Genomic DNA, 23,814 nt, shown 5'->3' with positions numbered 1-23,814 from the left:
GGCGTCAGACACGGACCAACGCACGCAGTTTCTCCAGCCGCGCGGGGCCGATGCCGTCGACATCGGCGAGCTGATCGACGCTGGTGAACCTGCCGTGAGCCTGCCGCCAAGCCACGATCGCGGCAGCGGTGACGGGCCCGACCCCGGGCAGGGCGTCCAGCTGCTCCACGGTCGCGGTGTTGAGATCGACCGACTCACCCCGCTTGGCCCTGGTGGTACCGGGCGTCGAGCCGGGCGACGGCCCCGATGCCGACGGCGTGGCCGAACCCGGGCTCACCGAACTGCCGAGAATCTTCGGCTGCCCGGACGGCGAGGCCAGCCCGACCACGATCTGCTCGCCGTCGCCGACCGGGCGGGCCATGTTCAACCCGATGGTGTCGGCGCCATCCGCGACCCCGCCCGCGGCCTGCAGCGCATCGGCGATCCGCGCCCCCGGCGCCAGGGTGACCAGCCCGGGCTTGTGCACCAAGCCGACGACACTGACCACCACCGGGCGGTCGGGACCCGCGCTCGGACTTGGCGAGGATTTCGGCCCGGCCGATGAAACGGGCTGCACCGGCGGCAGTTTCGCCGACATCACCGGCGCAGGCCGGTCGCGCGCCAGGGTGAACACCGTGACCAGTACAGCGAGCGCCGCCACCACGGCCAATGCGATGGCGCCCGCGCGACCGGGGTCGGCGCGCAGGCGGGCGATCCAGCCGTCGCGGCGGGAGGCGTCGGGCAGCCAGCGCGGCAGCAGCGAGTTCTCGTCGTCCTCGTCGGGGGCGTCGGGCTCGGCGGGAGCGTTGGGGTCCGGGTCGGCACCCAGCCGCCGTTGCAGCCGCTGCGCGGGAAGTTCTGTTCGCATGGGCCCGACCGTAGGCGCGGCCACCGCCACAGCGGCCCCCGGAAGCGGCCCACCAATCCCCGCCTGTGGATAAACCCGAGGCTGTGGAAAAGCCCGACGCACCATGGGTCAAGATGGAACCCATGAAACTGGCGCTCACCGCAGACGAAGCCGCCTTCCGCGACGAACTTCGCACCATCTACACCACGCAGATCCCCGAGGAACTCCGGGAGCTGGTCCGTCAGGGCTCGTCACTGACCAAGGACCAGATCGTCACCAGCCACCGAATCCTCAACGATCACGGCCTCGCGGTGCCGAACTGGCCGGTCGAATGGGGCGGCAAGGACTGGACGCCCACCCAGCACCAGATCTGGTCCGACGAGATGCAATTGGCGTGCGTCCCCGAGCCGCTGAACTTCAACGTCAAGATGGTCGGGCCGGTGATCGCCGAATTCGGCTCCCAGGAAATCAAGCAGCGCTTCCTGCCGCCGACCGCCAACATGGACATCTGGTGGTGTCAGGGATTCTCCGAGCCGGAAGCCGGCTCCGACCTGGCCTCCCTGAAGACCACCGCGACCCGCGACGGCGACACCTACGTGGTCAACGGGCAGAAGACGTGGACCACGCTCGGCCAGTACGCGGACTGGATCTTCTGCCTGGTCCGCACCGACCCGCAGGCGCCCAAGCGGCAGGCCGGCATCTCGTTCCTGCTGATGGACATGGACACGCCGGGCATCACGCTGCGGCCGATCAAGACGATCGACGGCGGCCACGAGGTCAACGAGGTGTTCTTCTCCGACGTGCGGGTCCCCGCCGATCAGCTTGTCGGAGAAGAGAACCAGGGCTGGACGTACGCGAAGTTCCTGCTGGGCAACGAGCGCACCGGCATCGCCGGTGTTGGCCGCACCAAGGTGCGCCTGGCCGAGGTGAAGAAGCACGCCGCGGAGATCGGTGTGCTCGAGGACCCGCTGTTCGCCGCGCGCCTTGCCGAAGCCGAAAACGAGTTGCTGGCACTGGAACTCACCCAGGCACGGGTGGTCTCGGACTCCGCGGACGGCAAGCCCAACCCGGCGTCCTCGGTGCTCAAGCTGCGCGGCAGCCAGTTGCAGCAGATCGCCACCGAACTGCTGGTCGAGGTCGCCGGTCCGGACGCGCTGCCGGTAGACGGTGACGATATCGCTTCTCCCGCTTGGGCACAGTCGAGCGCCCCCCGCTACCTCAACTACCGCAAGACGTCGATCTACGGCGGCAGCAACGAAGTACAGCGCAACATCATCTCGTCCACCATTCTGGGATTGTGAGGCAGCCATGGACTTTCAGCTGAGCGACGAGCAGTCCCTGCTCCGCGACACCACCCGTGACCTCCTCGCGCGGGCCTACGACCCGGAGAGCCGCATCAAGGTGATCGACACCGATCTCGGCTGGAGCCGCGACGTGTGGAACCGGCTGGCCGACACCGGCATTCTGGGACTGGGGTTCGACCCGGACGAGTCCGGTCAGCTCGAGATCATGGTGGTGGCCACCGAAATCGGGCGACGGCTGGCCCCCGAACCCGTCGTGTACGCCGCCCTGGCTCCCGGTTCGCTGATCGTCGAGCAGGGCAGCGACGCACAGAAGGAACTGCTGGACGAGGTCGCGGCCGGCCAGCGCCTGCTGGCGTTCGCGCACGACGAACCCGGCCGCCGCAAGCCGCAGGACGATCTCTCCACTCGCGCTGAGCGGGAAGGTGATTCGTGGCTGCTGAGCGGCCGCAAGAACCCGGTGCTCGCGGGCGACAGCGCCGACACGCTAGTGGTCAGCGCCGCGCTGCCCGACGGCGGCGCCGGGTTGTTTCTGGTCGATGCGCAAGCTGTTACGCGCCACCCGTACCCGACGTTCGACGGGCAGCGCGGCGCGCAGATCGACCTTGACCGCACGGCCGCCGAACCCTTGGGCGAACCGGTGGACGCCTCACGCGCTATCACCCGTGCCATCGTCCGCATCCAGTCGGCGCTGTGCTCCGAGGCCGTCGGCGCGATGGAGGAAGCGCTGCGGCTGACCACCGATTACCTCAAGACCCGCAAGCAGTTCGGCGTCACGCTCAACAAGTTCCAGACCCTCACCCAGCGCTCGGCGGACATGTACGTGTCGCTGGAGATGGCCCGCAGCATGAACTTCTACGCGGCGATGTCGATCGCCGACGGCAACCTCGACCCGCTGATCGCCTCCCGCGCCAAGCTGCAGATCGGCCGGTCCGGACGGCATATCGCGCAGGAGTCGATCCAGTTGCACGGCGGGATCGGCGTGACCGCGGAATATCCGGTGGGCCATTATGCGGCCCGGCTCACCGCGATCGAGCACACGCTGGGCTCCTCGCAGGCTCACCTGCAGTGCCTCATCGACCACATCGGCGACTACGACCTGGTGCGGCTCTAGTAGATGGCAAAGCTCTCGGACCGAGTCGTCGAGTTCCTTTCCGCCGGTACGCGCACCGGCATGCTGGCTTTCGTTGCCTCAGACGGCCGTCCGCTGGTGACCCCGGTGTGGTTCGTCTTGGACAAGACCGAAGACGGCGGCGAGCTGGTGTTCACCACCCATCGCGAGACACCGAAATACCGTGCGCTGCAGCGTGATCCGCGAGTGTCGATCTGTGTCGACGACCCGCACCCGCCGTACTCTTTCGTGCAGGTGCAGGGCACGACGACGGTCAGCGAAACCCAAAGCGAAGTCCTGGACATCGCCACCCGCACCGGGGCGCGGTACATGGGGGCCGACCGTGCCGAGGAATTCGGCCGGCGAAACGCGGTAGCGGGCGAAGTGGCCGTGCGGGTCCACCCGACAAAAGTCATCTCCGCATTCGACATCAGCGACTAAAAGGATCACCAGATGAGCCGAGCCACCCCTGCACGCGAGGACGACGAGCGGACCGCGCTGCGGCGCGTTCCGCTGCTCGCCGACATCGACGACGACCAGCTCGGTCAGCTGGCCGGCGCCCTTGATCGGCGTCTCGTCCCCGCCAACGAGTGGCTCTTCCAATACGGGGATCCGTCGGACGCGATCTACATCGTCGCCTCTGGGCGGTTCGCGGTCGTCGGCGCCGACGGTGAGGTATTTCGCGAGATGGCGTGCGGCGACTCGATCGGCGACCTGGGCGTGATCGCCGCCGCCCCGCGGTCGGCCGGCGTACGGGCCGTTCGCGACGGCGTGGTCTGGCGGATCAGCGCCGACACGTTCACCCAGGTGCTCGAGACGGCTCCGCGACTGCAGTCGGTGATGCTGCGCGCGATGGCGACCATGCTGCAGAGGTCCCGATCCGCGGAAGTCACTCAGCGTCCCCGGGTCATCGGCGTGCTGTCGGCCGGCAACGCGGTCGCCGGCCCGATCGCCGAAAAGATCGGGGCCCTCCTAGGCCTCTACGGCGAGACGGCCACGCTGGCTCCGCCCGTCGAAACCACCGTCGACGTCACCGACTACAGCGAGCTGGTGGAGGCATTCAACGAGCCCCTCGACCGGGCGGAGCGCAGCAACGACTGGGTTCTGGTGCTGGCCGAGCGGGGCTCCGGCGAACTGTGGCGGCGGTATGTCGCCGCGCAGAGCGATCGGCTCGTCATCGTGGCGGCCCAGAAAAATCCGCCGAAAGATCTGAAATCGCTTGACACCCATAGCGTTCCGGTACATCTGGTCACGTCCAAGCAACAACCGAACCCGAGCTGGTGGGATTTGCTCCAGCCGGTTTCGCAGCACCCTGGTGACGACGACGGCATCGCCGCTCTGGCCCGCAGGATCGCCGGCCGATCCCTGGGACTTGTGCTCGCGGGCGGCGGCGCCCGGGGATTGGCGCACTTCGGCGTGTACGAAGAGCTCACCCGCGCCGGCGTCGTCATCGACCGGTTCGGCGGAACGAGTGCCGGCGCGATCGCCGCGGCCGCGTTCGCACAGGGCATGAGCGACCAGGAGGCGATAGCCGCCGCGCGGCAGTATCTCGGACAGGGCAACCCGCTGGGCGACTACACGATCCCGGCGGTGGCCTTCACGCGGGGCGGGCGCATCGAGCGCCTGCTGGAGAGCTTCGTCGGCACCACCCTGATCGAACACCTGCCGCACGGGTTCTTCGCGGTGTCCGCGGACATGATCTCCGGCGACCAGGTTGTGCTGCGACGCGGACCGCTGGCGCTCGCCGTGCGCGCGTCGATCTCGATTCCCGGCCTGATGCCGCCGGTGCTACAGGGTGAACGGATGCTTGTCGACGGCGGACTGCTCAACCAACTGCCGGCCGACGTGATGTGCGCCGACCTGGACGGCCAGGTCATCTGTGTCGACATCCGGCAGAAGTTCGTGCCGTCAAAGGGCTTTGGCCTGCTGCCCGCTTCCGTGCCGCTGCCCGGGTTCGTCCGGCGGCTGCTGACCGGCTCCGACGTCGCGCTGCCTCCGCTGCAAGAGACGATGCTGCGCACCGTCGACTTGGCGGGCTCCGCGGTGAACCTGCACGACCCGCAGATCGCCGCCGTCATCGAACCCGACGTCACGGCGATCGGTCCGATGGACTTCAAGAAGCTCGACGCCGCGCTGGAGGCCGGGCGGGTCGCGGCGCGGGCGGCGCTCGAGGCCCACCCGACGCTCGGCGGCTAAGTTGTAAGCCGTGGACGCCCATTGGGGAGAGGAGCCGCTGGCCCACCTCATCGTGAGGGCGGAGGACGGCGCGAACATCGTGCCGATTTTCGATCAGCTCTTCGTCGGCCGCGTGTGCGCGGGCATCGCCGAACACCGCCGGTTGGTGATCGACGACCCGGGAGTCTCCCGGAGCCATCTCGAGATCCGGCTGGACCCCGCTACCGACCGCGCCTTCATCATCGACACCAGCACCAACGGGACGCTGCTCAACGGCGAGCGCCTGGAACGCGCCGTACCGGTCCCGATCAGGCCAAACGACCAGATCCGCATCGGCGACGTCGCCCTGCGGTTCCGCTCGGACCGGTTCAACGCCGCCACCGAGAACACTGCGGACTACACCCTGACGCGGATCACTGAGGACCTCATGGTGATGGTCGTCGGCGATATCACCAACTATTCGACGATCTCGGAGGTCACCGACAACAAGGTGATCGCGGAGAGCCTGAATTATCTGTGGCACGAGCTGCGCGAGGTGCTGCGTGCCCATCGCGGCACACTCAACCACTACGCAGGCGACGCACTGTACGCGGTGTGGGGGCTGCGCACGCTACCCAACGCCAACGAGCTGGCGATCAACTTTGCACTGGCCGCAAACCGGCGAGTCGAAGAGCTCGCGCCCAGTCTCGCACTCCGCGATCCACACGGCGCGCCGATCCGCATGGGCTGGGCGGTGGTACAGGGCCGGGCGGCGCTGGCCGCCATGTCGAGAACGGTCGAGGCCGTGATCGGCGACGCGACCAACATCGCGTTCCGGCTGGCCGGCATCGCCGGGCGCGGCGGCCGCGCGCCCGTGATGACCACCGCCACCGTGCACGCCGCCGCCGAGACGAAATACGTCTGGGGCCAACCCGAAGAGGTTGAGATCAAGGGCCGGCGCGAAACACAGATCGCGTTTCCGGTCATCGGCGTCCGCGGCTGACCAACCCGGCAAAGGAGTACTCGATGAGCACAGCCAGCACCGACCGTCCGCTTCGGGTGATCCAGTGGACCACCGGCAACATCGGGCGGCGGTCGCTGCACGCCATCATCGGTCGGCCCGACATGGAACTGGTCGGGGTATACGCGCACGGCCAGGACAAGGTCGGGGTCGACGCCGCGGAGCTGGCGGGCTGGCCGGAGCCGACGGGCGTGACCGCCACCAGCGACATCGACGCTCTGCTCGCACTGCGCCCCGACGCCTGTTGCTACAACCCGCTGTGGCCCAACATCGACGAGCTGGAGCGGCTGCTGGAATCGGGGATCAACGTGTGCTCCAGCGCGGCCTGGATCACCGGTGGCAAACAGACCGCCGCGGACCGCGAACGCATCGCGAGCGCCTGCCGGCGCGGCGGCTCGACGATCTTCGGCAGCGGCGCGCACCCCGGAATGACCAACATGGTCGGCATGGTGCTGTCCGCCTCCTGCGAGCGCGTCGATGAGATCCGCATCACCGAGTCGGTGGACTGCTCGACCTACGAATCGGCGGAAACGCAGACGGCGATGGGGTTTTCGCAGGATCCCGACACCCCGGGGCTGGCGGAGAACGTGCGCCGGGAAAGCGAAGTCTTCGCGGAATCGGCCGCGATGATGGCCGACGCGATCGGCGCCAAGCTGGACAGGATGACGTTCGACGTCACCTTCACCCCGGCCACCGCCGACTCCGATCTGGGCTTCATGAAGATCCCCGCCGGAACCGTCGGCGGCGTCTTCGGCTACCACCGCGGCTGGTCCGGCGACCGCAACGTCGTCAGCGTCGGGTTCAACTGGACGATGGGCCAGCACGTGGTCCCGCCCAAGCCGCTCGAGCACGGCCACGTCATCCAGGTGTTCGGGTTGCCCAACATGCGGACCGTGCTGCACTGTCTGCCGCCCAAGGACTGGACGGAGCCCGGTTTCATGGGCCTGGGGATGATCTACACCGCGATGCCGGTCACCAATGCCGTCCCGGCGGTGGTGGCGGCCGCACCCGGGATCGTGACGCTCGCCGACCTGCCGCCGGTCACCGGGCGGGTGGCTCGGTAGGACCCTGAGGAAACGCTTACGTGCACTAAGGTCTAACATACTTAGCCGAACAAAGGTTTTCTCGAGATTCACGTGCATGTGGCGGGAAGCAAGCCCTGACGTGGCGCGTTGCAGACCAGGATCATAAGCGGAAGGCGGTGACATGGCTGGTGCCGTGGCGGGTCCCACAACGCGCTTGCTCAAACGAGCCTGGATACCCCTGCTGTTGGTGGTGGTTCTCGCCGTCGCGGCGCTGGTCGTGTCCAGGTTGCACAAGATTTTCGGCTCTGAAGACCTCAACGCGAACGCCGGCGCCGGAATCAAGATCGTGCAGTTCAACCCCAAGGTCGTCCGCTATGACGTGTACGGTCCCCCCGGGTCCACCGCGAGCATCAACTACTGGGACGAGAACGCCAACACCCATCAAATCGACGCGGCCGCGCTGCCCTGGTCCGTCACCGTGTCCACGACGCTGCCCTCGGTGAGCGCGAACATCATGGTGCAGGGTGACGGCGGCCAGATCGGCTGCCGCATCACCGTGGACGGTGTGGTCCGCGAAGAGCGCAACTCCGACGGCGTCAACCCACAGACCTTCTGCCTGGTGAAGTCCGCATGAGCGACATCGAGAACCGCGCGGACGAGGCAACTGACGCGGCCACGGGCCCGATCAGAGTGGCCGACCGGCGGGATGCCGAGCCCGACGGCGCGAAGCCGCACCGCCCCTTCATTCCGCACATGATCCGCATATTCGCCATTCCGATCCTGCTGCTGTGGGTGCTTGTCACGATCGCCGTCAACGTCTTCGTTCCCAGCCTCGAGGTCGTGGGCGAGGCACACTCGGCGCCGATGGCCCCACTGGACGCTCCGTCGATGCAGGCGATGATGCGGCTGGGCCACAACTTCAAGGAATTCGACTCCAACAGCACGGTCATGATCGTGCTGGAGAGCAAGAATGCGCCGCTCGGGGATCCGGCACATCACTACTACGACAACCTGATTCGTCAGCTGCAGCAGGACCACACGCACATCCAGCACATCCAGGACTTCTGGGGAGACCGGCTGACGGCCGCGGGCGCCCAAAGCGCCGACGCCAAGGGCGCCTACGTGATGTTGAATCTGGCCGGCAACCAGGGCACCACGCAGGCCAACGATTCGGTCGAGGCGGTCCGCAAGGTCATCGAAAAGAACAAGCCGCCGGCCGGGCTGGACGTGTACGTCACCGGGCCGGCCGCGCTGTCCGACGACATGCACGTCATCGGCAACGCCAGCCTGGCCAAGATCACGCTGTTCACCCTCGGCGCGATCGCGATCATGCTGCTGCTGGTCTACCGCTCGATCATCACGACGGTGATCCAGCTGTTCATGACCTTCGTCGCGTTGTTGTGCGCGCGCGGGGTCGTCGCGCTTTTCGCGAACGCCGACCTATTTGGGCTCACCACCTTCGCCGCGAACATCCTGACGATGCTCGCGATCGCGGCGGCCACGGACTACGGGATCTTCCTCGTCGGCCGGTATCAGGAGGCGCGCCGATCCGGCGAGGACCGAGAATCGGCCTACTACACGACGTTTCGCGGGGTTGCGCCGGTGGTGCTGGGGTCGGGGCTGACCATCGCCGGGGCCACCTACTGCCTGAGCTTCGCGCGGCTGCCGTGGTTCAACACCATGGGCGCTCCGGTGGCCATCGGGATGCTGGTCGTCGTGCTGGCCGGCGTCACGCTGGGGCCCGCCATCGTCTTCCTGGGCAGCAAGTTAGGGCTTTTCGAATCCAAGGTGGCAGCCAAGCGGGGGCGCCTGTGGGGCCGGGTCGGCACCGCGGTGGTGCGCTGGCCCGCACCGATCCTCGCGGTGAGCGCCGCGGTCGTCATGGTCGGCATGGTCGCGCTGCCGGGCTTCAAGACGAGCTACAACGACCGCTACTACCTGCCCACGAGCGCGCCTTCCAACCAGGGTCAGGAGGCGGCGGACCGCCATTTCTCGCAGGCCCGGATGAACCCCGACATGTTGATGATCGAGTCCGACCATGACATGCGGAACACGGCCGACATGCTGGTCTTGGACCGGGTGGCCAAGAACATGATGCGGGTGGTCGGCATCGCCATGGTCCAGGACATCACGCGGCCGTTGGGCATCCCAATTCAGCACAGCTCCATACCGTTTCAGAACAGCATGTCGAGCCAGACGACGATGCAGAACATGAAGTTCCTGAAGGACCGGATGGCGGACATCACCACGATGGCCGACCAGATGCAGTTCATGATCGACACGATGCAGCGCATGTACGCGGTGACGCAGGACCTGTCCCATGCCGCCGACGAAAGCGCCAAGACCACGGCCGAAACCGCGGCCATCACCGACGATCTGCGCAACCACCTGGCCGATTTCGACGACACCTGGCGACCGATCAGGTCCTACTTCTATTGGGAGAAGCACTGTTTCGACATCCCGCTGTGCTGGTCGTTTCGGTCCCTGTTCGACTCCCTGGACGGATTCGACAAGCTTGCCGAGCAGTTCCACAAGCTGACGGCGGACATCCAGCACACCGCGGACGCGACACGCCAGATGCTGACGCTGATTCCGCCGATGATCGCGACGATGAAGACGACCAAGGCGCTGACGCTGACGATGCAGTCCACCTTCTCGGCGATGCTCGACCAGATGGAGGCGCTGAGCAACACGGCGATCGTGATGGGCCAGAGTTTCGACACCGCCCAGAACGACGACATGTTCTACCTGCCGCCGGAGGCCTTCGAGAACCCCGACTTCAAGACCGGCCTGCGAATGTTCCTGTCGCCCGACGGCAAGTCGGCCCGGTTCTTCATCACCCACCAGGGCGATCCGATGACCCCGGAAGGGATCTCGCGCGTCGCCGCCGAACGGTCGGCGGCGCAGGAGGGGCTGAAGCAGTCGTCGCTGTCCGACGCCCGGGTCTACCTGGGCGGCACGGCCGCAACCTTCCGGGACATGGCCGACGGTGAAAAGTACGACCTGATGATCGCCGTCGTATCGGCGCTGACGCTGATCTTCATGATCATGCTGCTGCTCACGCGCAGCGTCGTCGCCGCGCTGGTCATCGTCGGGACCGCGGCCAGTTCCATCGCCGCGTCCTTCGGGCTGTCAGTCCTGATCTGGCAGAACCTGCTCGGCTTCAGAATCCACTGGATCGTGATGGCGTTGTCCGTGATCATCCTGCTGGCCGTCGGATCCGACTACAACCTGCTACTGGTGTCCCGCTTCAGGGAAGAGATCCACGCCGGACTCAAGACGGGGATCATCCGATCGATGGCCGGCACCGGCGGCGTGGTGACGGCGGCGGGCCTGGTGTTCGCGTTCACCATGGCGGCCATGCTGGGCAGTGAGTTGACGGTTCTCGGTCAGTTCGGTTCGACGGTGTGCATCGGCCTGCTGCTGGACACGCTGGTCGTCCGCACGTTGTTGATGCCATCGATCGCCACGCTGCTGGGCCGCTGGTTCTGGTGGCCGCAGGTGGTGCACCCGCGCGGCGATTACGGGCGGCCGAAGGTCGCTTCGACCTAGGGCGTCGCGGTCGCCGCCGTCGGGTGCGCTGTCTCGGCCGAGAGGCATGCCGGTTTGCCCGCCTACGCGCGACACGCTGTCGCTCAGAGGCGGGCAAAAGCGTATGTGCCGACTTTCTTGTGACGCCTGGGACTCGCGGAACCGACTCAGCGCCGCGGCGAGAGTCCCCAAAGTCGAGGCTCCACCCGCGATTTCACGCAAATTTGAGCGCCCTCGCCGGCCAGCACGGCGTGTCGCCGTACATCTGCGCACGCTCGCGGAGTGCGGTGAGGGCGCGAGTCAGGGGACCTGAAGGCATACCGCGACGGCCCCGGCACCGACATGCACCGCCAGCACCGGGCCCAACGGGGAGATCAACGCCGGCTCGCACGCCGGCAGTCGCCGGGCCAGTTCCGCCGCCACTTCCTCGGCGCCGTCCGGGTTGACGACGTGATGGACCGCCAGCGCGGCGGCCCCGTCCCCGACCACCTCGCAGACCCGGTCGAGCATCGCCGTCGTGGCGTGACTGACGGTGCGTATCCGTTGGGCGAGAACAAGTTTGCCGTCGTCGATGCGTAGCAGTGGCTTGAGCGCCAGCGCGGTGCCCAACCACGCCTGCGCCCCGCCGATCCGTCCGCTGCGACGCAGGTTGTCCAGCCGGTGCACGACCATGAAGGCGTGACTGCGGCTCACCGCCGAAGTTGCGGCCGCCGCCACCGTCTGCAGGTCACCACCGGTGGCCGCGGCCCGCGCGGCGGCCAGCACGACGAAGCCGGCGCCCATCGCGGTGGACCGCGAGTCGATCACGCGCACACTAGAACCCACCTCCGCGGCGGTTCGTTGCGCGGCCGCGCAGGTGCCCGACAGCGCCGACGAAATATGGACCGCCACAACGCCGTCGCCTTCGCTGTCGGCCAGGGCTTGACGGTAGGCCGCGCACAGTTCGGCCGGGGTGGCCGCCGCGGTGGTGGCGTGGCGCTTGTGGATGTCGTCGGGAATCGGATCCACGCCGTCGCGCAGGTCGACGCCGTCGAGCAGGATGTGCAGCGGAACCACGCGGATCGCCCACTTCTCGCACACGTCGGCCGGCAGCCGCGACGACGAGTCGGTGACCACGACTACCGGCATCAGCGGTGAGATTTCGGATTCGGCACGCCGGCTTCGGCCAGCGCCTTGAGCATCAGCTCCGCCACCGCCTGGTGTGCCTCGAAATTCCAGTGAATGCCGTCGGGGTTGCCGCGTCCACTCATAATCTCCTCGCCGACAGCGGCTTTGAGATCCACCAGTGGAACATCGTGCCGCTGCGCCCAATCGGTGATTGCGGCCACCGTCGGGGCCCGGCCATGGTGGGCCTTGCCGTAGGTCTCCGCGATGTGCACCGACGGCAGCGAGGCCACGATCGGGATGCCGGGCCGATTAAAATCTATTGCGCCACGGGTTTGTTCGAGGTATTCGGCGGTCAGGTGCGGCGGCAGCGCGGACCGGGCGATCGGCGACAAGCGCGGCTGCAGCCAGCCATAGCCGTCGCGGACCCAGCGCCGCAGCAACGGCGGCCGCACGTAGCGGATCAGCTCCCGCACCGCCGTCGGCCACACCGAGGGCAGCGAGTCCATTCCGCTGGTCGCGAAGACCACCGCACCCGCGCGGGGCAGCGCCGCCCAGGACCGGGGGTCCTGCGTCGCCGCCCACCACACGTCGCGGCAGGTCCAGCCGATGCGGCCGATGAGTTCCAAGTCCCAATCCAGTTGCGAAGCAACAATATTGGGCCATATACGCGGGTCGTCGGCGGGCAGGCCGCCGGTGGGTCCGTAGTAGGCCAGCGAGTCGGCGAACACCAGCAGCGTGGGTCTAGAGGACGTCATTGGCCACCTGCGCCGAAGCGTTCCACACATCCAGCCGCCAGCGAACAGCGTCAAAGTCTTCCGGGGTGGCCGAGTCATCCGAATGGCCCGACAACTGCACCCAGCTGGCATTGCCCATGCCGCCCAGCACGGGCCAGTTCGCGACCGGCAGCTTCAGCAACGCGGCCGACAGCGCAGCGATGAGGCCCCCGTGCGCGACCAGCACGACCGGACGCGCCGGCTCTGCGCCGCTTTCCAGGCCCCATTCGGACTCGCGCGCAACGATTTCGGCAACCAGCGGCACACTGCGGGCGGCCACGTCGACCCGGCTTTCCCCGCCGTGGGGCGCCCACGTCGCATCGTCGCGCCAGGCCAGCCGGGCGCCGGGGGCTTCGGCGTCGACCTCGGTATGGGTCAGGCCCTGCCAGTCCCCCAGGTGGGTCTCGCGCAGCCGCTGGTCCACCCAGACCTGCAGGCCGGTGCGCTCCCCCAGCTTGAGCGCGGTGTCGTAGGCGCGATGCAGGTCCGACGAGACGATCAGCAACGGCTGCAGCTTGCCCAGCACCTCGGCCGCGGCGACGGCCTGCGCGCGGCCCAGGTCGGTCAGCGCGCTATCCAGCTGACCCTGCATCCGGCTGCCGGCGTTGAAATCGGTCTGCCCGTGGCGCAGCATCACCAGCCGACGGATCCTCATTCCGCAATCTCCACCGCTACCACCGGGCAGTCACCCCAGAGCCGGTCCAGGGCATAGAAATTCCGCTCGTCCTGATGCTGGATGTGCACGACGATGTCGCGATAATCCAGCAGCGTCCACCGGCCCTCCCGGGCCCCCTCGCGGCGGGCCGGCTTGTGTCCGGCGCGGCGCATCTTCTCCTCGACCTCGTCAACGATCGCGTTGACCTGCCGCTCGTTGGACGCCGACGCGATCACGAAGCAGTCGGTGATGAACAGCTGCCCGGAGACGTCGATGACGACGACGTCGTCGGCCAGCTTGGACGCGGCCGCGGCGGCGGCCACCGTCGCCATGTCGATGGCTTCCTGCGTGGCCGTCATGCGTTGACCGTCTCGTCGGCTTTGCGGTAAAGCCGGCGCTTGGACACGTACTGCACGACGCCGTCGGGCATGAGGTACCACAGTGGACGGCGCTCCTCGGCGCGCTGACGGCAGTCCGTCGACGAGATCGCCAGCGCGGGGATCTCGACCAGGGCCAACGCGTCGGCGGCCCGCTCGCCCAGCACCTCGGTGATGTGGTCATGGCCCAGCTCGTAGCCCGGCCGACTGACCCCGATGAACCGCGCCAAATCGAACAGCTCCTCCCAGCCCTGCCAGGACAGGATCGTGGCCAGCGCGTCGGCGCCGGTGATGAAGTAGAGCTGCGAATCCGGGTTCAGCGTGTGCAGGTCCCGCAGCGTGTCCTTCGTGTACGTGGGACCGCCGCGATCGATGTCCACCCGGCTCACCGAAAAGCGGGGGTTCGACGCGGTGGCGATCACCGTCATCAGGTAGCGGTCCTCGGCGGCGGACACCCGGCGGCGCTCCTTCTGCCACGGCTGGCCGCTGGGCACGAACACCACCTCGTCCAGCTGAAACTTGTGGGCCACCTCACTGGCAGCCACCAGGTGGCCGTAATGGATGGGATCGAATGTCCCACCCATCACGCCGAGCCTGCGCAGCTGCTCTTGCATGGTGTGCAAGCTTACTGGAGCGCCGTTTCGCCAGCTTGCGCGGCGGCGCTCGCCGACCTGCGGAAACACCAGGGTGTGGGCATGCCCACACCGCCTTTCGGGCGGAAGTCGACGACGCGATAGTGCGGCGCTGCACGAAACCCGGCGCCAGGGCACGCTGCTGGCCACCGATGCTTGCCGGTCGATGAGAATCGGACTTGACGCCGGTGCGCCGTGAGTCAGACGGGCAGCAACTGGTCGATAACCGTGGCCAGCTGGCTGGCGGAGCGGCACTCGTGCATGGTGATCACCTCTTGGTAGCGCGGCACCGCCGAATCCCCGCTGCCCCAAAGGTGCCGCGGCTCGGGGTTGAGCCAGTGCGCGTGCCGGCTGGCGGTCACCATGTGGTTCAGCAGGTCGGTCTCCGGGTTGCGGTAGTTGGTCCGCCCGTCGCCGAGGACCAGCAGCGAGCTGCGCGGCGACAGCACATTCGGAAACGCCTGGATGAACGAGGCGAACGCGTTGCCGTAGTCGGAATGCCCGTCGCGGCTGTAGACGCCCGCCTCGCGGGTGATCCGCTGAATCGCCACGGCGAGGTCGGCCTCGGGGCCGAACATGTGCGTCACCTCGTCGGTGGTGTCGATGAAGGCGAACACCCGAACCCGCGAAAACTGTTGGCGCAGAGCGTGTACCAGCAGCAGCGTGAAGTGGCTGAACCCGGCGACCGAACCGGACACGTCGCACAGCACCACCAGCTCCGGGCGCGCCGGGCGCGGCTTGGCCAGTACGACGTCGATCGGCACCCCGCCGGTGGACATCGACTTGCGCAGCGTCTTGCGCAGGTCGATCGTGCCGGCGCGGCTGCGTCGCCGACGGGCCGCCAGCCGGGTAGCCAGGGTGCGGGCCAGCGGCGCCACCACCCGCTGCATCGAGCGCAGCTGCTCTCCCGAAGCGCGCAGGAACTCGACGTTTTCGGAAAGCTGTGGGATGCCGTACATCTGGACGTGCTCACGGCCGAGCTGCTCGGCGGTGCGCCGCTTGGTCTCCGCGTCGACCATTTTGCGCAGCTGCGAAATTCGCTGCGCGGCCATCGCTTTGGCGATCTGCTCCTGGGTGGGCGTGGGCTCGTCGCCGTACGGCGCGAGCAGCCCGGCCAGCAGCTTGCCTTCCAACTCGTCCAGCGCCATCGCCTTGAGCGCCTGATACGACGAGAACGACGGGCCGCGGCTGGAGTTGTATTTGCCGTAGGCCTCCACGATCCGCGCGATCATCGCGACCATCCGCTCGTCCATGTCGGCGAGCTCGGGATTCTCGGTAAGCAGGTCCAGCAGCATCTGCCGCATTGCCTCGACGTCGTCGGGCGGCAGGCCGCCGTCCGGATCACCGGCGTCGGTGTCGTCCTCCAAGACCACCGCCCGCGCGCCCAGGGCCGCGGGGAACCACAGATCGAACATCGCGTCATAGGTTTCGCGATGGTCGGCGCGGCGCAACACCGCGCAGGCCAGCCCCTCACGCAGCACCTCGCGATCGCCCAGGCCCAGGGTGGTCAGCACCCGTCCGGCGTCCACGGTCTCGGATGGCCCCACCGAAATCCCGGCCCCGCGAAGCGCTTCCACGAATCCGACCAGATGACCGGGCAGGCCGTGCGGGGCGAGTGGACGGCTGGGACGCAGGCGGCGGGTGGCCATTAGTTCAACCTGAGCTCGCCGGCCGCGCGCTGCTGGTCGGACTGGTGTTTGAGGACCACGCCGAGCGTCGCGGCCACCAACGCGTCGTCGATGGTGTCCAAGCCGAGCGCGAGCACGGTGCGGCCCCAGTCGATCGTCTCGGCGATGGACGGCAGCTTCTTGAGCTGCATCCCGCGCAGCACCCCGATGATGCGCACCAGCTCCTCGGCCAGGTGCTCGGGCAGCTCCGGTACCCGGGACAGCAGGATGCGGCGTTCCAGGTCGGGGCTGGGAAAGTCGATGTGCAGGAACAGGCAGCGACGCTTGAGCGCCTCGGACAGCTCGCGGGTGGCGTTGGAGGTCAGCAACACGAACGGCGGCCGTTCGGCGGTGAGCGTGCCGAGTTCGGGAACGGTGACGGCGAAGTCGGACAGCACCTCGAGCAGCAGACCCTCGATCTCGATGTCGGCCTTGTCGGTCTCGTCGATCAGCAGCACGGTGGGCTCGGTGCGCCGGATTGCCGTCAGCAACGGACGCTGCAGCAGGAACTCCTCGCTGAACACGTCGTCCTTGGTGGCCTCCCAGTCCCCCGACCCGGCCTGGATACGGAGAATCTGCTTGGCGTGGTTCCACTCGTAGAGCGCGCGGGCCTCGTCGACGCCCTCGTAGCACTGCAACCGGATCAGACCCGACCCGGTCGCCTGCGCGACGGCGCGGGCCAGTTCCGTCTTGCCGACGCCGGCCGGACCCTCCACCAGCAGCGGCTTGCCGAGGCGGTCGGCCAGGAACACCGCCGTCGCGGTGGCGGTGTCCGGTAGGTAGCCGGTCTCCGCCAGTCGGCGCGAGACGTCGTCGATGTCGGCGAACAGCGGCGCCGGCCGGGCGGGGACACTCACAGTCGAATTCTCCTCATTAGATTCAGGCCGGACGAATCTGGCCGTCGCCCCACGCGATCCACTTGGTCGAGGTCAGCTCGGACAGTCCCATCGGGCCGCGGGCGTGCAGCTTCTGGGTGGAGATGCCGATCTCGGCGCCGAAGCCGAACTGCTCGCCGTCGGTGAACGCCGTCGAGGCGTTGACCATCACCGCGGCCGCATCGACACCATCGGTAAACCGTTGGGCCGCAGCCATATTGCCGGTCACGATGGCCTCGGTGTGGCCGGTGCCGTATTCGTTGACGTGGGCGATGGCGGCGTCGACACCGTCGACCACGGCCACCGCGATGTCCATCGACAGGTACTCGCGGCGCAGCGCGTCCGATTCGGCGTCCGTGTCAAGACACATGTGCACGGTCACCCCGGCGTCCTGCAGGGCGCCCAACAGCCTGGGCAGGGCGTGCTCGGCGATCGCCGAGTCGACCAGCAGCGTCTCCGCGGCGTTGCAGACGCTTGGCCGCCGGGTCTTGGAGTTCAGCAGGATCCGCTCGGCGACCTCGAGGTCCGCGCCGCCGTCGACGTAGACGTGGCAGTTGCCGACACCGGTCTCGATGGTGGGCACCTGGGCCTCGCGGACGACCGCGTCGATCAGGCTGGCACCGCCGCGCGGGATCACCACGTCGACCAGGCCGCGGGCCTGGATCAGGTGGGTCACGGTGGTCCGGTCCGCCGACGACAGCAATTGGACCGCGTCGGCGGGCAGGTCCTCGCTGACCAGCGCCTCCCGCAGCACCTCGACCAGAGCCTGGTTCGACTTCGCCGCCGACGAGCTGCCGCGCAGCAGCACGGCGTTGCCGGACTTGAGCGCCAAACCGAAGGCGTCGACCGTCACGTTGGGCCGGCCCTCGTAGATCATGCCGACCACGCCGAGCGGCACCCGCTGCTGGCGCAGCTGCAGGCCGTTGGGCAGCGTGTAGCCGCGCAACACCTCGCCGACCGGGTCCGGCAGCCCGGACACCTGGCGCAGGCCCGCAGCGATGCCGTCGATACGCTGCGGGTTCAGCGCCAAGCGGTCGAGCATCGCGTCCGGGGTGCCCGCGGCGCGGGCGGCGTCCAGGTCCTCGGCGTTGGCCGCCAGCACCCGCTCGGCGTTGGCCACGATCGCCTCTGCCGCGGTCTTGAGCGCGTGGTCCTTGGCGACGGTCGGCAACAGCGCCAGGGCGCGCGACGCGGCCCGGGCCCGACGTGCGGCGTCGTGGACCTCCTGACGCAAGTCGAGAAGCTGTGTGGCCTGCGAACTCATCTACCCAGGGTATCGGCGTTACGGCCGGCCTGGCGCCTCACCCCACCCGTTGGTGCTGGACCAACTGTCGCACCCTGCTTCGTCGCTCGTCGAGGATGTGGCCGAAATTCCGGAGCAGCAGCGGTTCGCGCGTCACCAGATGCTCGAGGTGTTCGCGGTCGATCTCCAGCGCGGCGACCTCCTCCAGCGCATACGCCGTCGCCAGGTTCGGTTGTCTGGTCAGCGCGGTCAGCCCCAAGAACGAGCCCCTTTCCAGCGTGCTGATCGGGACGCTGGACCCGTCGGCGGCGATCGCGGTGAGCTGGACACGCCCCGCGACCAGGAACGTCATGCCCTCAGGCACCTGGCCGACCGACTCCACGACCTCGTCGGCGCCGTACCGGACGAGCCGCGCGCAGGAGCGCAACGCCCGCTGCTCGTCGGCGCTGAGCCGCAGCGCGGGCGCCACCACGCTGCGCAGCGCGTCGTCCACCCGCTCGTTCGTCGAATAGTCGTCGTCGGAGTCGTCCAGGTGCAGTCCGGCCCGTCGGGCGGCGTACCAGATCCAGCGCAGAAACGTGGCCCGCGCGGCGCCGTCGTCGGCGGGCGAGTCCAGCGCGATCGAGGTGCGGTACTCGCCGGCGCCGACGGGCACCGAACGGGGCACGCTGCCGGCCCGCAACTGCGGCAGCGTGCGGGCAACCCGGGACAGGGTTTCACACACCCGGTCGGGCGGGTCAGCAACCGAAAAGACAGTCGTCAGCGCCAACTTGTGGGCATCCGGCGGACGGCTGAGATTCGTGAACGCGGTGCTGGCCAGCATCGAGTTCGGGGTGACCCGGACTCCGCTGCCGGTGTCGATGTGCACGGCCCGCCAGTTCACCTCGACCACACGTCCCCGCGCCGCTCCGGTGTCCAGCCAGTCGTTCATCCGGAACGGCTGTTCGAACAGCATGAACAGGCCGGACACCACCTGGCCGACGGAGTTCTGCAGCATCAGGCCGATGACGACCGACGTGACGCCCAGCGCGGTGAACAGCCCGCCGACCCGAACGCCCCACACGTAGGACAGGATCAGCGCCAGCCCGACACCGATCAGCGCGAACCGCGCGGCGTCGAGGAAGATGGCCGGCAGCTTCTTGCGCCAGCTGTCTTCGGGCGCACCCTCGAACACGGTCGCGTTGAGCCCGGACAGCAACACGACCATCACCAAGAACCCGAACAGGGTGGTGAGGATCCGCACCAGGCCCGATCCGGCCGGCACCTCCGACGCCTTCACCAGCAACAGCAGTAGCGCGGCGAGCGGCACCAGGTAGTTGCGGAGCAGACCCACCTGCCGGGCCGTGCGGTTGTTGCGACGGTTCAGCAGGTCATGCAGTTCGGTGAGCCCGATCAGCACGATCGGCAAGCCCACGGCGATACCGATCGCCCAGTAGAACCACGGCGAGTTGAGTGCGTTCATTACCGCTCCGACAGTCGATAGATTGCCTGTTCGGTCCCGCCGACGGTAATCCGCCCGGCCGGGGTGAACTGCCGCACGTCGCGCATCGCCTCGTACACCTGGGAGGTCACGAAGATACCGAGCTGCGGTGCGCCACTCTGCATTTGGTAGGCCAGGCTCACGGCACCACCCCACATGTCGTACACCAGGCTGGACCGCCCCACCAGTCCGCTGACGACATCCCCGGTGTTGATGCCGACCCGAAGGCCCAACTGATGGCCGGTCTGGTTGTTGAACCGATCGATGATGCGGTCCATCTGCAGGGCGAAATCGACACTGCGATGGATGCTGTCCAGGCGCGGGGTCACCACCCCGCAGCTGGCCAGATAACCGTTGTGGAAGGTGCGAATCCGTTCCACACCAAGGGTTTCTGCCGCCGCGTCGAACTGCCGGACGATTTCGTCGATGGTTCCCACCAATTCGTTCTCGGGTAGGGCGGTGGAGATCTCGTCGAGGCCGACGATGTCGGCGTAGATGATGGCGACGTCCTGGTGCCGCTGCGCGATCGTCGTCTCACCCTCGCGATACCGCTGCACGACGGACTCCGGCATCAGCGACAGCAGGAGGCGGTCGTTTTCCCTGCGCTGCTCTTCGAGCAGCTCCTCCTTGATCGCCAGATTCCGGCTCATCTCATTGAAAGCCGCTGTCAGGTCACTGATTTCGTCTCGTGAGGAGACCGGGATATTGATGTCGTAGTCGCCGGAGCTGATCTTGCGGGTGCCCTCCTCGAGGCGCCGGATGGGCCGCACCGATCTCTGCGCGATGAGCATCGAGGCCACGCAGATGACAAAGATCATCCCGCTGACCCCGATGCCGAGGGTTTTGCTGAACTTACCTAGGCGCGCAAAGGCATTGGAGTCGTCCCTGGTGGCCAGGATCGACCAGTGCAGGGCGGAGTTCTTGATGTCCAAAGGGGCGTAGGCTTCCAATTCCCGGTTGCCGGTGTAGTCGGTCGCGCTGACGATCCCGGTCTCCCCGCGCTGTGCCGCACGCAGACCCGCGCTCGGCACGGGTTGCACCAGCGTCGTTCCGCCGAGGCGAAGCGCGCGTTCCACCACGTCGGGTGGGGTGCCGGCGGCGATGGCATCACGCTTGTAGGCATTCGGGTCCTCTAGGAAAAGCCGTGAATCGGAACGCATTAAGTTGTCGGGGCCGGCCAGGTACGTCTCGGTGGCCCCGCCCATCCCGCCGGCCTGCCAGTTCTTGTTCGCGGTCATGATGTTGTTGATCTTCGTGATCGGCACCGGCAGGGCCATGACGCCGTCGATCTTGCCGTTCATGCCGACCGGCGACACCACCCAGGCCGTCGGGGCGTCGAGTTGCGGCTGATACGGCTGAAAGTCGGTGATCCAGACGAACTCGACGTCGTTGGAGGCCAGCGCCTTTTGGTATGCCTCGCGCAGCTTGGTTTCGCGATACGGACCATTGAGGATGTCGGTGCCGAGGTCGGGACCTTTTTTCACCGTGTAGACGACGTTGCCGTGCAGGTCCAGCAGCAGCGCGTCGCGGTAGTCGAAGCGGGTGACGATATCGCGCAGGTAGAAGTCGAATCGGGCATTTGCCGCCGTCCACGCGCTCCCGTCGCCGGCGTCGGTGACGGGCATCGAGTCCTTCCTCGGCCCGGCTGTGTACCAGGCCTGGAGGTATCTCTGAGCATTCGTGGTGGGCATGATCGCGTTGAGATCGAGCGCGTCACCGGTTACCCGGTTGATCGGCTTGATCATCTCGTTCTTGTAATAGGTTTCGAGTGCATCCTGCTGCGGGGGCGTGATCGGTGAGTTGGCCAACTCGTTGAACCCGGCGGTGAGCGCCGTCGTGGCCTCGACGATGCTGAATCCGCCGCTGTAGACGATCAGCGAATTGGTCACCTGACGGAACAGCGACTCCACTCCACGCTTTTGCGCCTCACGCAGCTCGATCAGCCGCTCCGACTCGACTTCCCGCAACGCGCTTCGCCCGGACACGCCGCCGATCAGGCCGATCACCGCCACCGCCAGGATGCTCGAAAGCAGCAGCGCCACCATGATCTTGGACTGAATGCCGAACCGGAAACGCCGCCACGGCAGCGGTCGGCGCACGTGCCGCCTTCGCGGCGGGACGGTTGCGTCGTCGGGAACTGAGTCAGTTGGCTCGTCCGATGTCAATCGGTTTCCTTTCCGTTACGGGCCTCCTGCCTGTTGTACGGCAGCCGGATAACGCGCAGAGCAGCGCGACGACGGCGAGATGATCACGATTGCGATTAACGTCAACGGAATGGCGACCCGGGTCTGCGTAGTCGGTAGCGTGAACATGGATTTGACGATGCACGTGGCAAGCTTGCCGCGCCCGGGCGAGACGGTGCTGGCGTCGTCGTTGACGCACGCACCGGGCGGCAAGGGCGCCAATCAGGCGGTGGCGGCGGCGCGGGCGGGCGCGCGGGTCCAGTTCGTGGGCGCGCTCGGCGACGACGAAGCCGGCGGGCGGTTGCGGGATCACCTGCTGGCCAACGGCGTTGGAACGGAGTCGACGACCACCGTTTCCGGACCCAGCGGAACGGCGATCATCGTGGTGGACGCCGACGCGGAGAACACCATCGTGGTGGCACCGGGTGCCAACTCCGGACTGGACGCGGACGGCCCGGGCGTGGCGGCGGCGATCGCCGACTGCGGTGTGTTGTTGACCCAGCTGGAGATCCCGGTGGCGACGGCGGTGGCCGCGGCGCGGCAAGCCCGGACCACCGGAGCGGTCGTCATGGTCAATGCCTCACCGGCGGCCCAGGATCCGGCCGGGCTGGCCGAACTCGCTGCCGTCGCCGACGTGGTGATCGTCAACGAAGACGAGGCCGGCCAATGGCCCTGGCGGCCAACACACTTCGTGGTGACGCTGGGCGCGGGCGGCGCGCGGTACGTCGGCGCCGGCGGCGAGTTCGAGGTATCGGCACCGGCGGTGACACCGGTGGACACCACCGGGGCCGGCGATGTGTTCGCCGGAGTCCTGGCCGCCAGCTGGCCGCGTGAGCCGGACCCGGCGCGGGTTGAGCGAGCGATGCGGCGCGCGTGCGCCGCCGGCGCGCTGGCCACGCTTGTGCCCGGCGCCGGCGACTGCGCACCGGATGCCGACGCGATCGACGCCGAAATCGACCGGACGCGCTAGCGCGGCCGCGGCTGCAACGCTAACCCTCCGGCATCAGCGCCGCGATCTCCGACGCCCGCATCCCCGTCGTCGCGGTCGCCAGATCACCCTGGGCCAGCGCCGCCGCCGCCGTGCGCAGCGCGGTCGCGGCGTGGTTGAAGAGCGCCGAGCCCGTGCTGATGCGCTTGACCCCGGCCGCCGCCAACTGCGCCGCCGTGGGCCTGTCCGCCTTGGTGCCCACCAACAGGTTGACCGGCTTGGGCGCGACGGCGTCCACGATCGCCGCGACCGCGGCCATGTCCGGCGGATACGGCGCGTAGAGCACGTCCGCACCCACCTCGGCGAAGGCGGACAGACGGCGGATCGTGTCGTCCAGATCGTCGCGGCCCTGGATGAAATTGTCGGTCCGCCCGGTGAGCACGATGCGGCCCCGCGCAGCCTGCGCCGCCGCCCGCACCCGCGCCACCGCGTCATCGAAATCACGGATCGGATTGGCGGGATCGGCGGAGGTGTCCTCGACCCCGATCCCCGCCAGGCCCGCGTCGATCGCGGCACGCACCGTCGCGCCCACATCGTCGGGCGTCGCGCCGTATCCGTCCTCGAAATCGCCGTTCACCGGCAGGCCGCTGATTTCGATGAGCAGCCTGGCGTGCGCCAGATGCTCCTGGAGGCTTACCGCGTGCCGCCCGTCGCGGCGCCCAAGCGTGGCGGCCAGCGCCGCCGACGAGGTGCCCAGCGCGGCGAACCCGGCGTTCTTGAGGATCAGCGCCGACAGTCCGTCCCAGGCGTTGGGCATCACAAACGCGCCCGGCTGCTGGTGCAGGACCACGAACTTTTCGTAGTGCTCGGCTTGATTCATGCCGTTCATGTTGCCCGGTTGGCAGCACTTGGCAGTGGTCGGCGT

General features: G+C 67.9%; 21 protein-coding genes. 9 read left to right on the top strand and 12 right to left on the bottom strand.

Annotated elements, in window-relative coordinates; translation table 11 throughout:
• Window positions 1–4: 4 nt before the first annotated feature.
• Complete coding sequence (locus tag AC5Y5V_RS04650; RefSeq protein ID WP_499931470.1) at window positions 5–847, bottom strand: helix-hairpin-helix domain-containing protein; 843 nt, start codon at window positions 845–847, stop codon at window positions 5–7.
• Window positions 848–969: 122 nt separating this feature from the next.
• Here AC5Y5V_RS04650 and AC5Y5V_RS04645 point away from each other — a divergent pair, with 122 nt between their 5' ends.
• The 8 genes from AC5Y5V_RS04645 (at window position 970) to AC5Y5V_RS04610 (ending at window position 10,990) form a co-directional block, all read left to right on the top strand.
• The gene (locus tag AC5Y5V_RS04645; protein WP_499931555.1) at window positions 970–2,127 is read left to right on the top strand and encodes an acyl-CoA dehydrogenase family protein; all 1,158 of its coding nucleotides are present in this window, start codon (window positions 970–972) and stop codon (window positions 2,125–2,127) included.
• Window positions 2,128–2,134: 7 nt separating this feature from the next.
• On the top strand, window positions 2,135–3,241 hold the full coding sequence (locus AC5Y5V_RS04640; protein WP_499931468.1) for an acyl-CoA dehydrogenase family protein: 1,107 nt from the start codon (window positions 2,135–2,137) through the stop codon (window positions 3,239–3,241).
• A 3-nt stretch (window positions 3,242–3,244) separates the two neighbouring features.
• Window positions 3,245–3,679, top strand: a complete 435-nt coding sequence (locus AC5Y5V_RS04635; RefSeq protein ID WP_499931466.1) for a PPOX class F420-dependent oxidoreductase — start codon at window positions 3,245–3,247, stop codon at window positions 3,677–3,679.
• Between the two features lie 12 nt (window positions 3,680–3,691).
• Window positions 3,692–5,434 carry a patatin-like phospholipase family protein gene (locus tag AC5Y5V_RS04630; RefSeq protein WP_499931465.1) on the top strand — a complete coding sequence of 581 codons (1,743 nt, stop codon included), beginning with the start codon at window positions 3,692–3,694 and terminating at the stop codon, window positions 5,432–5,434.
• Window positions 5,435–5,444: 10 nt separating this feature from the next.
• A complete protein-coding gene (locus AC5Y5V_RS04625; protein ID WP_499931463.1) occupies window positions 5,445–6,395 on the top strand; it encodes an adenylate/guanylate cyclase domain-containing protein in 951 nt (316 codons plus the stop codon).
• 23 nt (window positions 6,396–6,418) lie between these two features.
• The gene (locus AC5Y5V_RS04620; RefSeq protein ID WP_499931461.1) at window positions 6,419–7,477 is read left to right on the top strand and encodes an NAD(P)H-dependent amine dehydrogenase family protein; all 1,059 of its coding nucleotides are present in this window, start codon (window positions 6,419–6,421) and stop codon (window positions 7,475–7,477) included.
• A gap of 142 nt (window positions 7,478–7,619) precedes the next feature.
• On the top strand, window positions 7,620–8,072 hold the full coding sequence (locus tag AC5Y5V_RS04615) for an MmpS family transport accessory protein (protein WP_499931459.1): 453 nt from the start codon (window positions 7,620–7,622) through the stop codon (window positions 8,070–8,072).
• Window positions 8,069–10,990, top strand: a complete 2,922-nt coding sequence (locus AC5Y5V_RS04610) for an MMPL/RND family transporter (protein WP_499931457.1) — start codon at window positions 8,069–8,071, stop codon at window positions 10,988–10,990. The genes AC5Y5V_RS04615 and AC5Y5V_RS04610 overlap by 4 nt, the downstream gene beginning before the upstream one ends.
• Window positions 10,991–11,269: 279 nt before the next feature.
• On the opposite strand, the gene AC5Y5V_RS04605 is transcribed toward AC5Y5V_RS04610, so the two are convergent.
• From AC5Y5V_RS04605 to AC5Y5V_RS04560, 10 genes are all read right to left on the bottom strand, one after another.
• On the bottom strand, window positions 11,270–12,097 hold the full coding sequence (locus AC5Y5V_RS04605; RefSeq protein ID WP_499931456.1) for a DegV family protein: 828 nt from the start codon (window positions 12,095–12,097) through the stop codon (window positions 11,270–11,272).
• Window positions 12,097–12,831, bottom strand: a complete 735-nt coding sequence (octT, locus tag AC5Y5V_RS04600) for a diglucosylglycerate octanoyltransferase (protein WP_499931454.1) — start codon at window positions 12,829–12,831, stop codon at window positions 12,097–12,099. Before octT ends, AC5Y5V_RS04605 begins: the two co-directional genes overlap by 1 nt.
• Entirely contained in the window at window positions 12,818–13,504 is a 687-nt protein-coding gene (gpgP, locus tag AC5Y5V_RS04595; RefSeq protein WP_499931452.1) for a glucosyl-3-phosphoglycerate phosphatase, read from the bottom strand. The genes octT and gpgP overlap by 14 nt, the downstream gene beginning before the upstream one ends.
• Window positions 13,501–13,863, bottom strand: a complete 363-nt coding sequence (rsfS, locus tag AC5Y5V_RS04590) for a ribosome silencing factor (protein ID WP_499931450.1) — start codon at window positions 13,861–13,863, stop codon at window positions 13,501–13,503. Before rsfS ends, gpgP begins: the two co-directional genes overlap by 4 nt.
• Window positions 13,860–14,495: a nicotinate-nucleotide adenylyltransferase gene (nadD, locus tag AC5Y5V_RS04585; RefSeq protein WP_499931448.1), complete on the bottom strand. Its 636-nt coding sequence runs from the start codon at window positions 14,493–14,495 to the stop codon at window positions 13,860–13,862. Before nadD ends, rsfS begins: the two co-directional genes overlap by 4 nt.
• Before the next feature lie 218 nt (window positions 14,496–14,713).
• Window positions 14,714–16,162, bottom strand: a complete 1,449-nt coding sequence (locus AC5Y5V_RS04580) for a vWA domain-containing protein (RefSeq protein ID WP_499931446.1) — start codon at window positions 16,160–16,162, stop codon at window positions 14,714–14,716.
• The gene (locus AC5Y5V_RS04575) at window positions 16,162–17,037 is read right to left on the bottom strand and encodes an AAA family ATPase (RefSeq protein ID WP_499931444.1); all 876 of its coding nucleotides are present in this window, start codon (window positions 17,035–17,037) and stop codon (window positions 16,162–16,164) included. The genes AC5Y5V_RS04580 and AC5Y5V_RS04575 overlap by 1 nt, the downstream gene beginning before the upstream one ends.
• 22 nt (window positions 17,038–17,059) lie before the next feature.
• Entirely contained in the window at window positions 17,060–18,319 is a 1,260-nt protein-coding gene (locus tag AC5Y5V_RS04570) for a glutamate-5-semialdehyde dehydrogenase (RefSeq protein ID WP_499931442.1), read from the bottom strand.
• A 37-nt stretch (window positions 18,320–18,356) separates the two neighbouring features.
• Complete coding sequence (locus AC5Y5V_RS04565; protein ID WP_499931440.1) at window positions 18,357–19,760, bottom strand: mechanosensitive ion channel domain-containing protein; 1,404 nt, start codon at window positions 19,758–19,760, stop codon at window positions 18,357–18,359.
• Window positions 19,760–21,943, bottom strand: coding sequence for an adenylate/guanylate cyclase domain-containing protein (locus AC5Y5V_RS04560; protein WP_499931438.1), 2,184 nt, complete (start codon window positions 21,941–21,943; stop codon window positions 19,760–19,762). The genes AC5Y5V_RS04565 and AC5Y5V_RS04560 overlap by 1 nt, the downstream gene beginning before the upstream one ends.
• A 109-nt stretch (window positions 21,944–22,052) precedes the next feature.
• Between AC5Y5V_RS04560 and AC5Y5V_RS04555 the strand changes: the two genes are divergently transcribed.
• Complete coding sequence (locus AC5Y5V_RS04555; RefSeq protein WP_499931436.1) at window positions 22,053–22,931, top strand: ribokinase; 879 nt, start codon at window positions 22,053–22,055, stop codon at window positions 22,929–22,931.
• A gap of 19 nt (window positions 22,932–22,950) precedes the next feature.
• Here the strand turns inward: AC5Y5V_RS04555 and AC5Y5V_RS04550 are convergent, their stop codons facing one another.
• Window positions 22,951–23,769, bottom strand: a complete 819-nt coding sequence (locus AC5Y5V_RS04550) for an isocitrate lyase/PEP mutase family protein (protein ID WP_499931434.1) — start codon at window positions 23,767–23,769, stop codon at window positions 22,951–22,953.
• Window positions 23,770–23,814: the final 45 nt, after the last annotated feature.

Source organism: Mycobacterium sp. NGS68 (genome assembly GCF_059812195.1).
The sequence above is the reverse complement of the archived record's forward strand: the minus strand, read 5'-3'. Positions and strand labels throughout refer to the sequence as shown.